The following is a 17188-nucleotide window of genomic DNA, read 5'->3' as shown; positions in this document are numbered from 1 at the left end:
ATTTTATATCCGCTAAGTAGGAAAGTCAATGTAAAAAGGGGCAGTTATGATGGAATTCCATAAAATTGTGGCGAAAAATATTTATTTATATAGAAAGAAAAATAAAATTAGTCTGGAAAAATTATCAAAACTCACTGGCGTGAGTACATCTTCACTGAATGAAATAGAAAAAGGTAATACAATTCCATCTATTAATACTGTTTGGAAGATTAGTAATGGCCTGAAATTGTCATTTAGTAGTCTGATGAGCGAAGCAGAATCTGACTATATACAAGTGAAAAAAGAAGATATCGTACCAGTGACAGAAAATGAAGGGAAATATAGAGTGTATCCGTATTTCCCATTTGAGAAAAGTAAGTCATTTGAGTTTTTCTACGTTGAGTTAGATCCAGGTGCTACCTTAAATTCTGAACCACATTTAGCTGGGTCAGAAGAATCAATTATCATTATTGAAGGTCAACTAGAAATGCATTTAGAAAATGAAGTGATTACGTTAAAAGAGAGAGATGCCTTAAGATTTAAATCTGATATTACCCACAGCTATATTAATAACAGTGATGATATTACACTCATTTCTATGGTTATAGATTACAAGTAAAAAGTTGTAGGTTGGTAATGAAAGTATTTTAGCGCCAATTAATTCTCATAATACAAAATTATCATTTTACTTTATAATATGGTGGTCATATGATTTGCAATGCTAGAATATACGAAAGGTTAATTCTTTCGATGCATTGTGAATTAATAACGAGATATACAGTGTTATAAAGTGAAATTTAAGTTCTATTGTGAATATGTAATTTATCCATAATTTCTTTTGTATGATATCTTTTAATTGTCATTTCAATAGTTTTATACTTTGTTTCTAATGAATAAGACACTCTTTTCATAGAAAAAACACCTCCGTCTGATTCATTTTAAATGAATTCAACGAAAGTGCTTTGGTTTTTTCAAATAAATGAAGTCAGTTCATATATTATTTTAATAGAAATTTACGTTTGTTTTTACCCTGAGATTTTTCTTTCTTAATTTCTTTATTATAATCACCCTGATCTTGTATTTAACGTAATAATACAATGAATCTTTTCAGACATAAGTGATTGTTGTAACGTTGCAATTTTATATTACTTGTTCTTATAAAAATTTTGTTCATTACTTGCTTTATCTATCCAAAAATCAGCATTGGGAACTTCTTCGTTTGTAGGACGATATACAGCTAATCTACCGGAACCTTTTTCTTTTTTCTGCTTTTCAAAATCCTTTAGAGCGTGAAAAGCAGGCTTGAATAGAATCCATATAGCTATGATATTTAACCATGCCATCAAACCGACACCTAAGTCTCCCATACCCCAAGCAGCATCTGCTGTTTTTAAAGTTCCAAATGCAGTTGCAATAATTAACATACAACGAGTTAAAGTGATAAAAAAATTTGATTTTTTAGATGTCATTTTCCGAGTTAGATATGCCATATTTGTTTCAGAAATGTATGAGTATGCCAAAATTGTAGTAAATGCAAAGAAAAATAAAGCAATAGCTATAAAGTATGAGCCAAAGCCAGCAAAATTAGGATCAAAATGGTAGTCAGAGCCTTGAAATGCTTTATCAATACCAGATTGAACATACATTGCTGTACCCGAATAATCTTTTGAGCCATCTGCATTCTGTACATAAATACCATTATCCTCTATTAAATTTGGGGATCCGTGAATATTTTTGGTACCATCTGTTGTGTTAAAAGTACCTGACATTAAAATAATTAATGCAGTTGCGGTGCAAACAAATAGTGTATCTATGTATGCAGAGAATGCTTGGACAAGTCCTTGTTTAGCTGGATGAGATACTTCAGCTGCCGCAGCTGCATGAGGGCCTGTGCCTTGCCCAGCTTCATTAGAATAAAGCCCTCTTTTTACCCCAATTTCAATCATTGCTCCGACTATACCACCAAATGTTGATTGTAGCCCCAGTGCAGATTTAAATATAAGTGCAAACAATGCTGGCACTTCTCCTAAATTCAGGCAAATAATTAAAATAGCTAACAAAATATACGCAATAGCCATAAATGGGACCACTGCCGTAGCCATACTAGCAATGCGTTTAATGCCACCAAATATTATAAGCGCAAGAAGTATGATTAGAAAAATTGTTACAATCCATTTTGGAATATTAAAAGCACTATGCAAAGAAGTTGCAATTGCATTGGATTGAACACCTGGCATTAAAAAACCTATAGATATTACTGTAATACCGGCAAATACTAGCGCGAATATTTTACCAAATTTGCCACCTATACCTTTCTCTATATAGAAAGCAGGACCACCTCTGTACTCTCCGTTTTCCTTCTGTTTATAGATTTGACCTAGTGTGGATTCTACAAACGCTGTGCTAGCGCCAATTAATGCAGTAACCCACATCCAAAATACTGCACCAGGTCCACCTATAAAAATTGCTGCAGAAACACCGACAATATTCCCAGTACCAACTCTGCCAGCAAGAGATAGGGATATGGCTTGAAAGCTAGAAATACCTTGTGGTGATTTTTCCCCTTTAAATAATAAGCGAATCATTTCTTTAAATTGCCTGATTTGTGCAAAACGAGACATGATTGAAAATAGTAATCCAGTAATTAATAATCCAAAGACGAGCGGTGGACTCCAAATGATTTTATCTAAAAAACTAATGATCTCTGAAAGCAAAATAATTCTCCTAACATAATGAATTTACACTAATTTTTGTAAGCGTTTCCACCGATTCTACACTTTTGAAAAATCTTAGCAAGTCTACATATTAAATTGCTAATCGTTTAATTCATTAAATTATTAAAATCATTTTCAAATGTTTATAAAAACAAAAAGAATAATGATATGGTATAAATGAATTTGAAAATTGTGTAAGTGCTTTGTTTTTAAGTTTTTTTAATTATTTAAATATAGGAGTATAAGTATGGATATATTTATAATACTTAGTTTGTTGGCGATATTTTTAGGGGGGCTAGTAAGAACATATTTTGGTTTTGGAGAAGCACTCATAAGTATGCCGTTACTAGCACTGATAGGTTTAGAAACACATACAACAATATCTCTAGTCGGTTTAGCAGGCTTATTTGTAGCAAGTTTAAATATATTTTCTGATTATAGAAGTATAAAATATAGTGTTTTATTTATTATGTTAGCAGGTAGTTTAGTTGGTATACCTATAGGTATTTGGATTTTAAGATATTTTAATACTGATATTGTGCAAATAATGTTAGGCGGGTTTTTAATTATTTATGGTACATATGCATTAAGTAAGTATTTTTTTCTAAATAATCGTATACGAATTGTATTAAAATCTAATATATGGTCTGGCATTACAGGTGTTGTTTCTGGAACCTTAGGTAGTCTATATAACTCTCATGGTGTTCCAGTTGTGATTTACGGGACTCTATCAAGTTGGCATATCAAAGATTTCAGAAGTACAATTCAAGCACACTTTTTCTTAACGGCAATATTTGTAGTTATGGGGCAAGGGTTTGGCGGTATATGGACAGAACAAACGATTCCTTTATTTTTATTATCATTACCTTGTTTAATTATTTCAGTGATAATAGGTAAATATTTATCTAAGTTAACGTCTTATAATCATTTTGAAAAATGGCTGTATCTATTTATCATCATATTGGGAGCGTTAATATTAATAACTTAAAAAATTACAAAGTATGATGCTTTTTATTATTAATATTGATAGTTACTTGGTCCATTATTGTATCATAATAAATAAAATCGCTTTAAACTACTACTTTACGATAAGCACTTTAAAACGATTTTATTATAACAACTTAAATCATTATTTAAGTTTATTTGAGTTAGTATTTATTCTTTTATTTAAAAGTACAAAGAATAAAATAAAGGCGATAGAAATCATGATGTGTCCTAAACCTGCGATACCTGCTATTGCTGGGCTAACACTAAAACCTTTGATTGTCGCAATACCATTAATATATTGCATTGCTACTGTTACTAAAATACCTAAGTGGAATATATAGAAAAAGCTATTAAATAACTTACTATTTTTAGTTAATTTCAATTGATATTCAATTACCATAAATATTAAGAACATAATTGTACCTAAAACGAGTAAGTGTGTATGTGTAACATTTAATTGAGAATAACCACTAAAATTTTCGCCTTTAGACATTTCACGGTAAAAAAGGCCACTCAACATACCTAATAGCGTATAGAATGCTGAACTAAGCATTAATTTTTTCATTTTTCGACCTCCAATTTGTTAATAACTGTAATATAACTGGCTTATATGAACTCTATATGAACAAAGATAAAAAATATTAGGTCCATATATTTACTGTATGCAGTTATTAAAAGACGGAAAACAAAGAAAAGGAACTGTGTCTCAACTATATTATTAATATTAGAAGTTGTTTCAATGGTTCTATAATTAATAATTATTTTCAGAAAGTCTTTAAAATCTATAAGAGTTTGTATCGAATGATGGTTATGAAATATACGGCGTTACTTCATAATTATGAAGTGAAGAGGGATAATGTGATTAGTAAAATGTGCAGTTCATCATTACCTCCATTTATCAGATAAAGATGTAGCCTAAGCAATCAATTAATGTAAATTGATTGCTTAGGCTTATTTTAAAAGTTAACAGTGTTTTAATTTTTTTGTTGTGCCAGCAAAAGAGGGTAAATTGTATCAAGTATAGGCGTTTTTAAATTGTGCAATCGCGCTTTGTTGTATAAAAAACCTTGAATGCCTTCAATTTCTAGTGGTTTATCTTCTAAAATATCGTAGTACATACTCGTACCCATTTCGCTAGGATAACCTTCATAAATTGTCATAATTTCAGTTACGATTTTTTCTTCAAATATTACATTTTCAAATTTAGCAATTTCTGTACCTTCGCGTAATAAATTCTCACATAGATTTTTAATACCTGGGACAGTTAATACAGAAGCGGTAGAACGGCTCAAAGCAGTCACACTATTGATAGCTAAGTTCACAAGCAGTTTATACCAAATGGCTGCTTCTATATCATCAGTTAATTGAATTTTTAGCGGCGTATTTTCCAACTTTTTGCATAGTGCTTGTGTTTGAGGTGTATCCTTCAAAATTAATTTATGATCACGAAAATGAGTCACTTTATCCTTTTCTTTTTGCCCACTAATATACACAACAGCTTGATAAACGAATGGATGTGTAAACACCGATAATTGGCCATGACCATTTTGAGCTAAAATAATCATAGTATCTTGATGTAACAAGTGGTCTAATTTACTTAATACTTTTGACAGTTGGGGTATTTTTACTGCAATAAATATAACATCAAATTTCTCATGACAATCACTTAAAGCAGTTACTGTTAATTGATGGGGATTAGTTGAATCTCCATCTACAAAGAAATTAAGAGTTTGCTCGCGACGCCCCAATAATTTTAAGTTTGGTTGATTATGTTGGAGATCATATGCGATTGTACTGCCTACTGCGCCAGGACCAATAATAGCGAAATTGCTCATGTTATTTATTTCCTTTTCTAAAAAGTTTAGTTAGTATATGTATAACAATACAAATATATCAAATTGTGGAGTTGATTTTAATTGAAAACATTAGGCCAGTTACAAGCAGTTAAAGAACATAAAGAAAAAATTTCAATGGTTACGGCTTATGATTACCCAAGTGCTAAACAAGCTGAAGCAGCCCAGATAGATATCATATTAGTTGGAGACTCATTAGGCATGACAGTTTTGGGTTACGATAATACAGTGCAAGTAACTGTTGAAGATATGATACATCATGCTAAGGCAGTGCGTCGTGGTGCGCCTGACACTTATATCGTTGTTGACGTCCCATTTGGTGGTGTGGGCGTCACTGAACAATATGACTTAGAAATAGCAGTCAAACTATATCAACAAACTAATGCTAATGCGATTAAAGCAGAGGGCGCGCATTTAACAAATTATATTGAAAATTGCAGCCGTATGGGGATTCCAGTTGTTTCGCATTTAGGGCTTACGCCACAAAGTGTAGGTATTACCGGGTATAAAATGCAAGCAAGTAACAAAGAAGCGGCACAACAACTTCTGAATGATGCTCATGCAATCCAACAGGCTGGTGCAATCATGCTAGTATTAGAAGCTGTACCTGCTGATTTAGCATCAGAAATCACCAAACAACTAGATATACCTGTAATAGGTATTGGTGCAGGAAAAGGCACTGACGGACAAGTATTGGTTTACCATGATTTATTAAATTATGGTGTCGATCATAAAGCGAAATTTGTAAAACAATATGGTGATTTTTCAGTCGGTGTTGACGCATTAACTGAATATAACAAAGAAGTGAAATCTAGTCATTTTCCTGATGAAAATTATACTTATAAAAAACGTGTAATGGATGAGGATGTAAAATGACCAAAATAATTACGAGTATTAAAGAAATGAGACAGCTTACGAATGAATTACAACTTCAAGGCAATACTATCGGCTTTGTTCCTACCATGGGGGCATTACATGATGGACACTTAAAGATGATGGCTCAATCTGCTGATGAAAATGATGTGACGGTAATTAGTATTTTTGTGAATCCTTTACAATTTGGGCCGAATGAAGACTTAGCTTCTTATCCAAGAGATATTGATGCTGATGCAACTAAAGCCCAATCAGTAAACGTTGACTATATATTTCATCCAAGCGAGAAAGAAATGTATCCACAAAATCCGACGATTGAAGTGAAAGCAGGGCGTCTTGCGACAGTGTTGGAAGGCGCTGAGAGGCCAGGACATTTTGATGGCGTAGTTACTATTGTTAATAAATTATTTAATGTTGTACGTCCTAATAAAGCATATTTTGGTAAAAAAGATGCACAGCAGTTAGCTATCATTGAAAAAATGGTAGATGATTTCAATCATCCAATTAAAATTATTGCTGTAGATATCGTAAGAGAAGAAGATGGATTAGCCAAAAGCTCACGTAATATTTATTTAACAGAACAAGAACGTTTAGAAGCGCCACATTTATTTCAAAGTCTCCGTTTAGCACAATCGATGTACGAACAAGGAGAGAGAGAAAGTGAAAAATTAATTGAAAAAACACGTGAATATATTGAGCAACATACGAGTGGCAATATTGAAACAGTTGCTATTTATAGCTATCCTCAACTAATCAAACAAGAACAAATAAATGGGAAAATCTTCATCTCATTAGCGGTTAAATTTAGTAAAGCGCGTTTGATAGACAACATAATTATAGGTAACTAATTAGCTCAATATAACCGATGAGCTTAATGCATTTTATTAGAAATTAATCTTATCGTAATATACATTTTACATTTCGACAGTGTTGTTTTATCATATGCTATGAGAGATATATATCGAGAAGCATTTTTATGATAGTAAGAAAGTATTATAGGGTATGAATATATTAGGAACAGAATAACTGGTATCTTATAAACTAAAAAATATTATAAATTGCTATTAAAAAGTGATGATTGAAAGGTGGAAAAATAATGAGTGAATCAAACTCTAAAGACGTTATTTTAATTGGCGCGGGTGTTTTAAGTACAACATTCGGGACAATGTTAAAAGAACTTGCACCAGATTGGAATATTAAACTTTTTGAAAGACTCGACAAACCTGCTATAGAAAGTTCAAATGAACGTCATAATGCTGGTACTGGACATGCCGCACTATGTGAATTAAATTACACAGTTGAACAAAAAGATGGCTCAATAGACGTAGAAAAAGCGAAAGAAATAAATGAACAATTTGAGATTTCGAAACAATTTTGGTCTCATTTAGTAAAAAGTAAACAAATCGCAAATCCACAAGAATTTATTCGCCCTTTACCACACATTAGCTTTGTGCAAGGCGATAAAAACGTAAATTTCTTGAAAAGACGTTATGAAGCATTATCTCCATTATCCATGTTTAAAGGCATTGAATACACTGAAGACCACGAAAAATTAAGAGAGTGGATGCCATTGATGATGGAAGGTCGTGACCCAAATGAAATAGTTGCGGCTAGTAAAATTGATGAAGGTACAGATGTGAACTTCGGTGAGCTTACTAGAAAAATGGCTAAAAACTTAAGCGAACATGAAAATGCACAGCTTTTCTATAAACATGAAGTTCAAGACTTTAGCCGTCGTAAAGATGGTAAGTGGGAAGTTAAAATTAAAGACTTAAAAACTAAAAAAGTAGAACATCATATTACAGATTATCTATTTATCGGTGCCGGTGGTGCAGCAATCCCTTTATTACAAAAAACTGGAATTCCAGAAAGCAAACACTTAGGTGGTTTCCCAATTACAGGAGAATTCTTAGTATGTAATAATCCTGAAATTGTAGATAAACATGAAGTAAAAGCTTATGGTAAAGAACCAGAAGGTACACCGCCAATGACTGTACCTCACTTAGACAGACGTTATATTCAAGACGAAAATTCATTATTATTCGGACCATTTGCAGCTATCGGTCCAAAATTCTTGAAAAATGGTTCTAACTTGGATTTATTCAAATCAATTAATCCAAGTAATGTGATTACGATGTTATCTGCCGCTGCTAAGAATTTTCCATTAATTAAATATTCAATTCAAGAAGTATTAGCGAAAAAAGAAGATCGAATGAAAGAATTACGTCGATTTGTGCCTGATGCTAAAGAAGAAGATTGGGATATCTTACAAGCTGGTAAACGTGTTCAAGTTATTAAAGATACTAAAGAACATGGTAGAGGATTTATTCAATTTGGTACAGAAGTTGTTAATTCTAAAGACCATTCTGTCATCGCATTATTAGGAGAATCACCAGGTGCTTCAACATCAGTATCTGTTGCATTAGAAGTAATTGAACGAAACTTCCCTGGTCAGCTTAAACAATGGGAACCAAAACTTAAGGAAATGATTCCATCTTATGGTAAATCATTAATTGAAGACTATGCGTTATTGAAACAAATCCGTCAAGCTAACGACACAGAACTTCAATTAAATAATAAATAATAAAATTACTTTTACCTCGAGACACGTTTGTGTTTCGAGGTTTTTTGTGTTGAGAAAACCTTCTATAGGGAGTGTCTATTTTTAAAAATAAGTTTTTTAAGAACCTTATAAATATTATAATTCATCAAAAAATTATTCAGCGATTTGATGATATTATGAAAAATATTAATTGCTATAATTATTTTAATTTTTAAACTATTGTAAAATGGCTTTACATTGTGTGCCATTGAAAATATAATTAATAGTGGCTCGCATTACTCATGAAAAAAATAATTAAATATAATAAATTTTGTGTAGGGAGATCTCATTTAGATATCATGGTAAATAATTGAAATTGATGCTGCTTATACATAGGAAAACTTTGTTGTCTTGTCTTTATATATGATGTAAATAGTATCTATATTTCAAACACTATGTATTTACAGCCCCATTTAAAATTTCAACAAGTTTAGACTACACTTAAAATACTTCAAGTTTAAAAACAATACAATTTAAAGAATGATATCGAAATGACACTTTCTCTTCTTTGTCATTTAATTGTGCGTTATAAAAAATCAAACGCAATCAAATGTGCACGTTTGATTGTGTGAATTATGTAAATAATTACAAAAAACTCTTGCATTTATTTTTAAATTGAGTAATATTGAGTTGTGAAAAAGTATATTTGAGGTGGGAAAATTATGAAAAATAGACAAGGTTTTTTGCCTAATAGACTGAATAAATACTCTATTAGGAAATTTACAGTTGGGACTGCATCGTTATTAATCGGAGCTACTTTAGTTATGGGGGTAGGTAATGAAGCTCAAGCGGATGAATTAGACTCAATAACTAGTGATAATGCTAGTACCAAAGATAAAGGTGAAGCTTTAGATATAAATGATATTAAAAGTGTAGAGGAAAATAATTCTACAGAAGAAAAAACAGAAGAAGTGGAAAGTGAAAGTAAAGATACACTAACACAAGAAAAAACTGAAAATTCCAAAAACGAACCAGAGGAATCGACAGTAAATGAGAACAGTGATAATCAAATAGAAAATGAAAAATCTGAAACAGAAGAAGTAACTAGTGAAAAACCTGAAACAGAAAAAGTAACTAGTGAAAAATCTAAAACAGAAGAAACGAATACTGAACAAAAAGACAGTGACCATACTAATACAGTTGAAGATCAAACATCGTCTTCGGTTTACTCAGAACCTGAAACAGTAAATGATAAAGATGCAACAAAAGAAAATAGTAATGAGGAAGCAAATAAAAGTAATCTACCATCTAAGACTGAAAGACCATCAACTGAAATTGCTGAAAAAACAAATTCAGTAAAAACAGAAAAACCACTTAATAAGAATTCTGATAGTGAGAAAGCATCAAAAACAAAGCAACCACAGAAAGATAACAATAAACAAGTTACAAAATCACAAAAGACAGATGTTAAAAACGACAAAGTAGAAACTTCTGGAAGTTCAACATCTGCGTCTAAAGTTGATAAGTCGAAGGCAATAACTATAAAAGACAAGAAAAAAACTGAAAATACTAAATCAAAATTAGAAACAAAATTAGCAACAACTAAAGACAAAAAATCTACCGTTGAATCTTTTTTAAATAGCCAGTTATCGGAAACTGAAACAAAAGCTATCATGGACAATACAGATATTAATTATGAGACTGCTACGGATGAAGAAATTAACACTGAAATTTTAAAAGCTTCGATTATCGAACTTGTTAATAATCAAGAAAGTGTAACAACACTTGCTACACCAACACGTACAATGTTTAGAGCGATGGCTACACCGACAGCGCTAGCTGCAGCAGTAGATCAAAGTGAAGAAGTAGAAAAATCATTAGGTTATTTAGATAATTATACGTTTGCATCATTAATATTTGATCCAGGTTCACTAGATAACGAAACAACACTAAACAGCAATGTTATTCCGTTCGATATCCATAGTTATATGTCAGGATCCAACTCTGGTGATAGATATAAAATTGACTTGAAATTAGACCCAATTATAGCTAAACATGTCACAAAGATAACGGTAAATCCAGCAGGTAGAAGTAAACCAGTTGAATTTATTAGATTAACTGATGAAAATGGAAAAGTTACTAATACATGGGAAGTAAACTTTATTAGAGCTAATGATGGTTTATTTGGTGGAGCGGAAATTTTATCACAATATACAGCAACAAACGGTAAAATTGAACTTGATGATACAGTAGCGAATATTTTAAAAAACGCTGGTAGTTTAGATAATAATAAATTAAATTATCAAATGTTTGTACGTGACTCGACAGGAAATAGAATCGTACGTACATCTGAAAGTAGTGGTTATTTCTTAACAAGTGCAGATAGTGATTTAGTTGGATTAGAAAAAGCTGTATCAAGTGAGAACAGTAATACATTTAAAGCGAGCAGTGGTTCAGCTACTTATGATGATGCTCCAGGAGAATACGGCGGTTTTATTATTGATCAACAAATTATGAAAGATGGTCTATTTTCTTACAGCAAAACAAGAAGTAATCAATGGTCATACCATTATCAAATAGATAAAGATTTATTACCATATATCGAAAGTGTGGAATTACACAAATATGATTATAAAGGCTTAGGTGGTTTTGACAAAACATATCATGAAGATGATAAAGTTGCAGATCTAACTTTAGATGCAAGAGGGAATGGTTCGATTACTAGTGATAATTTAAATAAACTTATTGAATTTAATAACCTTTTACCTGAACCAGTAGGTGTTAGAATAGTAATTAAATTAAACCAAAGTGTAAATAATATTTTAACTAAAGATGCAGAATATGATGCACAAGGAAACTTAATTAGAGAAACTACTAAACAAAAAGAAGACTTTACATTTGCAGGTTATTTAACTGATAGTAAAGGGTCACTTATCAATAATACTTTAGGTACATCGACTTTAGCCTTACAAGATTATGATAAAGACGGATTGTTAGATAGATACGAGCGCCAAGTATCACTTTCTAATCCTGAAAACAATGACACAGACGGAGACGGTAAAAATGATGGGGATGAAGTCATCAACTATAAAACTTCTCCATTAGTTGGTAAACCTGAAGCAGCTGATATTACTAATAAAGATACAGTTGTAACTGGTTCAGTTCCATTAAAAGAAGGTGCCGCATCACAAACAGCTAAAGTTATAGATGCAAATGGTAAAGTGATTGGAACATCAACAGTCAATTCTGATGGCAGATTCTCTGTTTCAATCCCTCAATCGCCTGAAGGTACATATACAATTGCAATAGATTCGCCTAACTATGAAAATGATGAAGTTAGTACATTTAACATTATTGATATTTCTAAAGTACCTACACCATCAATTAATCCAGTTGACGATAACGATACAGAAATACAAGTCAATGGAACGGCAGGTGCGACTGTCACAGTTCGAGATAATAATAATAATGAAATTGGCTCAGTTCAAATACCTAGTGATGGTTCAGCAGCAACTATCGTACTAAACCAGCCCTTAACAGCTGGTACAGTTTTAACAGCAACAGCTAGTAAAGATGGAAAAACAAGTGAAATTTCAGACCAAATTACAGTTACAGATGAAACAGCGCCAGATGCGCCAGTGATTAATCCAATAACAAGTAATGATAAACAAGTTACAGGTACAGCTGAACCTAATTCATCAGTAACAGTTGGCTTCTCAGGTGGAGGTAAAGTTTCAGTAACTGCTGATGATCAAGGTAACTTTACAGTTAATATACCAAATGGTGTAATTCTTGAAGGTGGAGAAGAATTTAAAGCAATTTCAACAGATAAAGCAGGTAATGAATCAGCTATAACAACAACCACTGTTAAAGATATGAAAGCACCAGATGCTCCAATAATTAAAGATGTAACTAGTAATAGTAATCGCGTAACAGGAACAGCCGAAGCAAATTCGACAGTTAAAGTTACTTTCCCAAGTGGAACAGTCGTAGAAACAACAGCAGATGACAACGGTAACTTTACAGTTAATATTCCATCAGATGAAGGATTAGAAGGTGGCGAAACGATTCAAGCAACATCAACAGATGACGCAGGTAACGTTTCACAATCTGGTAATACTACAGTAACAGATGCAACAGCACCAGATGCTCCACAAATAAGTCATGTAACAAGCGTGAGTACGGAAGTAACAGGAACAGCCGAAGCGAATTCGACAGTTAAAGTTACTTTCCCAAGTGGAACAGTTGTAGAAACAACAGCAGATGACAATGGTAACTTTACAGTTAATATTCCATTAGATGAAGGGTTAGAAGGTGGCGAAAGGATTCAAGCAACATCAACAGATGCGACAGGAAATGTTTCCAGCCCTGGTTCAACAACAGTCACAGACGAAACAGCACCAGCGCCACCAACGGTTAATGGTGTGACAAGCGAAGATGCACAAGTAACAGGAACAGCCGAAGCAAACTCAACAGTGACAATTAAGTTCCCTAATGGCGTAACAGTTTCTGGTGAAGCAGATAGCGATGGAAATTATAGAATTGCTATTCCAGATGAAGTTGATTTAGTAGGTGGGGAAGAAATACAAGTCATATCAACAGATGATGCTGGTAATGAAACAGCACCAGTAGTTACAACTGTAACTGACGTGACAGCACCAGATGCACCTACAGTGAAAGATGTGACAAGCGAAGATGCACAAGTCAGAGGAACAGCAGAAGCAAATTCAACAGTAACAATAACGTTCCCAGATGGTACTACAGCAACTGGTACAACCGATGACCAAGGAAATTATATTGTTAATATTCCTGAAAGAATTGATTTAACAGGTAATGAATTATTGAAAGTTACTGCATCAGATTCTAGAGGTAATATTTCACCTGAAGTTTCAACAACGGTCGTAGATGCAACAGCTCCAAAAGCACCAGTATTAAATGAAGTATCAAGCGAAGATACACAAGTAACAGGAACAACAGAAGCGAATTCAACAGTTACAGTAACATTCCCAGGTGGCGTGACAGTTAATGTAGACGCAGATAATCAAGGTAATTTTAGTGTCTCAATTCCGGACAATGTTGTATTAACAGGTGGAGAACAAATTCACGCTATTGCACAAGATAAAGCTAATAATAAATCTGAACAAGCAACAACAACAGTTGTAGACGCAACGGCACCACATACACCAACAGTGGAAGAAATAACAAGTGAAGATACACAAGTCAAAGGTACTGCAGAGCCAGGATCAGAAGTAACCGTAACATTCCCAGATGGCACAACAGCAATAGGTACAGCAGATGACGAAGGAAAATACACAATAGATATTCCAAATGAAATTGATTTAGTAGGTGGAGAAGAACTATTAATAGCTTCTATTGATAATAACGGTAATATTTCTGATTCTGTAAAAACAACAGTAGTAGACACAACGGCGCCAGAAGGACCAACGGTGAATGAGGTAACAAGTGAAGATACACAAGTCAAAGGTACTGCAGAGCCAGGCTCAACGGTAACCGTAACGTTCCCAGACGGTACAACAGCAACAGGTACAGCGGATGACCAAGGCAACTACACAGTAGAAATTCCATCAAATGTGGACTTAAATGGTGGAGAAGAGCTTGTAGTTACTTCTAAAGATAAAGAGGGCAACACATCCGAAGAAGCGACGACAACAGTAGTAGACACAACAGCACCAGAAGCACTAACGGTGAACGAAGTGACAAGTGAAGATACACAAGTCAAAGGTACTGCAGAGCCAGGCTCAACGGTAACCGTAACATTCCCAGATGGCACAACAGCAACTGGTACGGCAGATGACCAAGGCAACTACACAGTAGAAATCCCATCAAATGTAAACTTAGATGGTGGAGAAGAACTCGTAGTTACTTCTAAAGATAAAGATGGTAATACATCCGAAGAAGCAACGACAACAGTAGTAGACACAACAGCACCAGAAGCACCGACGGTGAACGAAGTAACAAGCGAAGACACAACAGTTAGTGGCACAGCGGAACCAGGTTCAACAGTAACCGTAACATTCCCAGATGGCACAACAGCAACAGGTACAGCGGATGAAAAAGGCAACTATATAGTAGAAATTCCAACAAATGTAGATTTGGATGGTGGAGAAGAACTCGTAGTTACTTCTAAAGACAAAGATGGTAATACATCCGAAGAAGCAACAACAACAGTTACTGACACAACAGCGCCAGAGGCACCAACGGTGAATGAAGTGACAAGTGAAGATACACAAGTCAAAGGAACAGCAGAGCCAGGCTCAGAAGTAACCGTAAGATTCCCAGATGGCACAACAGCAACAGGTACAGCTGATGAAGAAGGCAACTACACAGTAGAAATTCCAACAAATGTAAACTTGGATGGTGGAGAAGAACTCGTAGTTACTTCTAAAGATAAAGATGGTAATACATCCGAAGAAGCAACGACAACAGTAGTAGACACAACAGCGCCAGAAGCACCAACGGTGAATGAGGTAACAAGTGAAGACACAACAGTTAGTGGCACAGCGGAACCAGACTCAGAAGTAACCGTAACATTCCCAGACGGCACAACAGCAACAGCTACAGCTGATGAAGAAGGCAACTACACAGTAGAAATTCCATCAAATGTAGACTTGGATGGTGGAGAAGAGCTTGTAGTTACTTCTAAAGATAAAAATGGTAATACATCCGAAGAAGCGACGACAACAGTAGTAGACACAACAGCACCAGAAGCACCAACGGTGAACGAAGTGACAAGTGAAGATACACAAGTCAAAGGTACTGCAGAGCCAGGATCAGAAGTAACTGTAACATTCCCAGATGGCACAACGGCAACAGCTACAGCTGATGAAGAAGGCAACTACACAGTAGAAATTCCATCAAACGTAAAATTAGATGGAGATGAAACAATCAGAGTTGTAGCAGAAGATAAAGATGGTAATACATCATCTGAAGTGACGACAACAGTTACTGACGCAACAGCGCCAGATGCACCGACGGTGGAAGAAGTAACAAGTGAAGATACCCAAGTCAAAGGAACAGCGGAACCAAGATCAGAAGTAACCGTAACGTTCCCAGACGGAACAACAGCGACTGGTACGGCTGATGACGAAGGCAACTATACAGTAGAAATCCCATCAAATGTGGACTTGAATGGTGGAGAAGAGCTTGTAGTTACTTCTAAAGATAAAAATGGTAATACATCATCTGAAGTGACGACAACAGTTACTGACACAACAGCGCCAGAAGCACCAACGGTGAATGAGGTAACAAGTGAAGATATACAAGTCAAAGGAACAGCAGAACCAGGATCAACGGTAACAGTAACGTTCCCAGACGATACAACAGCAACAGGTACAGCGGATGACCAAGGGAACTATACAGTAGAAATTCCAACAAATGTAGACTTGGATGGTGGAGAAGAACTCGTAGTTACTTCTAAAGATAAAGATGGCAACACATCCGAAGAAGCAACGACAACAGTTACTGATACAACAGCGCCAGAAGCACCAACGGTGAACGAAGTAACAAGTGAAGATACAACAGTTAGTGGCACAGCGGAACCAGGTTCAACAGTAACCGTAACATTCCCAGATGGCACAACAGCAACAGGTACAGCGGATGACCAAGGCAACTACACAGTAGAAATTCCATCAAATGTGGACTTAAATGGTGGAGAAGAGCTTGTAGTTACTTCTAAAGATAAAGATGGCAACACATCCGAAGAAGCGACGACAACAGTAGTAGACACAACAGCACCAGAAGCACCGATGGTGAACGAAGTAACAAGTGAAGACACAACAGTTAGCGGAACAGCAGAACCAGGTTCAACGGTAACCGTAACGTTCCCAGACGGTACAACAGCAACAGGTACGGCAGATGACCAAGGCAACTACACAGTAGAAATCCCATCAAATGTAAACTTAGATGGTGGAGAAGAACTCGTAGTTACTTCTAAAGATAAAGATGGCAACACATCCGAAGAAGCGACGACAACAGTAGTAGACACAACAGCACCAGAAGCACCGACGGTGAACGAAGTAACAAGCGAAGATACAACAGTTAGTGGCACAGCGGAACCAGGTTCAACAGTAACCGTAACATTCCCAGATGGTATAACAGCAACAGGTACAGCGGATGACCAAGGGAACTACACAGTAGAAATTCCATCAAATGTAGACTTGAATGGTGGAGAAGAGCTTGTAGTTACTTCTAAAGATAAAGATGGCAACACATCCGAAGAA

The 17188-nt window shown here is 34.6% G+C and carries 9 protein-coding genes; 6 read left to right on the top strand and 3 right to left on the bottom strand.

Going from position 1 to position 17188, the window contains the following annotated elements; translation table 11 throughout:
* The first annotated feature begins 49 nt into the window (after positions 1 to 49).
* Positions 50 to 598, top strand: a complete 549-nt coding sequence (locus ACF91D_RS27350; protein ID WP_039069652.1) for a helix-turn-helix domain-containing protein — start codon at positions 50 to 52, stop codon at positions 596 to 598.
* A 526-nt stretch (positions 599 to 1124) separates the two neighbouring features.
* Here the strand turns inward: ACF91D_RS27350 and ACF91D_RS27345 are convergent.
* Complete coding sequence (locus ACF91D_RS27345; protein WP_327621098.1) at positions 1125 to 2693, bottom strand: alanine/glycine:cation symporter family protein; 1569 nt, start codon at positions 2691 to 2693, stop codon at positions 1125 to 1127.
* A 247-nt stretch (positions 2694 to 2940) separates the two neighbouring features.
* Here ACF91D_RS27345 and ACF91D_RS27340 point away from each other — a divergent pair, with 247 nt between their 5' ends.
* The gene (locus tag ACF91D_RS27340) at positions 2941 to 3681 is read left to right on the top strand and encodes a sulfite exporter TauE/SafE family protein (protein WP_069793000.1); all 741 of its coding nucleotides are present in this window, start codon (positions 2941 to 2943) and stop codon (positions 3679 to 3681) included.
* 141 nt (positions 3682 to 3822) lie between these two features.
* On the opposite strand, the gene ACF91D_RS27335 is transcribed toward ACF91D_RS27340, so the two are convergent.
* Positions 3823 to 4245 carry a DUF2871 domain-containing protein gene (locus ACF91D_RS27335; protein WP_327621097.1) on the bottom strand — a complete coding sequence of 141 codons (423 nt, stop codon included), beginning with the start codon at positions 4243 to 4245 and terminating at the stop codon, positions 3823 to 3825.
* A gap of 409 nt (positions 4246 to 4654) precedes the next feature.
* The gene (locus ACF91D_RS27330) at positions 4655 to 5515 is read right to left on the bottom strand and encodes an oxidoreductase (RefSeq protein ID WP_069793002.1); all 861 of its coding nucleotides are present in this window, start codon (positions 5513 to 5515) and stop codon (positions 4655 to 4657) included.
* Positions 5516 to 5596: 81 nt separating this feature from the next.
* Here ACF91D_RS27330 and panB point away from each other — a divergent pair, with 81 nt between their 5' ends.
* The 4 genes from panB to ACF91D_RS27310 form a co-directional block, all read left to right on the top strand.
* Positions 5597 to 6409 (top strand): 3-methyl-2-oxobutanoate hydroxymethyltransferase, encoded by an 813-nt coding sequence (gene panB / locus ACF91D_RS27325; protein ID WP_039069657.1) that lies wholly within the window; start codon positions 5597 to 5599, stop codon positions 6407 to 6409.
* On the top strand, positions 6406 to 7254 hold the full coding sequence (panC, locus tag ACF91D_RS27320) for a pantoate--beta-alanine ligase (RefSeq protein WP_107549740.1): 849 nt from the start codon (positions 6406 to 6408) through the stop codon (positions 7252 to 7254). Before panB ends, panC begins: the two co-directional genes overlap by 4 nt.
* Positions 7255 to 7502: 248 nt before the next feature.
* Positions 7503 to 8990: a malate dehydrogenase (quinone) gene (gene mqo / locus ACF91D_RS27315; RefSeq protein WP_069793004.1), complete on the top strand. Its 1488-nt coding sequence runs from the start codon at positions 7503 to 7505 to the stop codon at positions 8988 to 8990.
* A 680-nt stretch (positions 8991 to 9670) separates the two neighbouring features.
* Positions 9671 to 17188: Ig-like domain-containing protein (locus ACF91D_RS27310; protein ID WP_392438056.1), on the top strand; the 7518-nt coding region annotated here is incomplete at its 3' end.

The organism is Staphylococcus sp. 231237_7MaSpsaltlick (assembly GCF_043107035.1).
Note: the sequence above shows the minus strand (reverse complement) of the source record. Positions and strands in the feature narration are given on the sequence as shown.

Bases quoted from the DNA above. Each gene is read 5' to 3' on its own strand.
- panC (WP_107549740.1), top strand. From the start codon at position 6,406: ATGACCAAAATAATTACGAGTATTAAAGAAATGAGACAGCTTACGAAT.
- ACF91D_RS27350 (WP_039069652.1), top strand. From the start codon at position 50: ATGGAATTCCATAAAATTGTGGCGAAAAATATTTATTTATATAGAAAG.
- mqo (WP_069793004.1), top strand. From the start codon at position 7,503: ATGAGTGAATCAAACTCTAAAGACGTTATTTTAATTGGCGCGGGTGTT.
- ACF91D_RS27340 (WP_069793000.1), top strand. From the start codon at position 2,941: ATGGATATATTTATAATACTTAGTTTGTTGGCGATATTTTTAGGGGGG.
- ACF91D_RS27335 (WP_327621097.1), bottom strand. From the start codon at position 4,245: ATGAAAAAATTAATGCTTAGTTCAGCATTCTATACGCTATTAGGTATG.
- ACF91D_RS27330 (WP_069793002.1), bottom strand. From the start codon at position 5,515: ATGAGCAATTTCGCTATTATTGGTCCTGGCGCAGTAGGCAGTACAATC.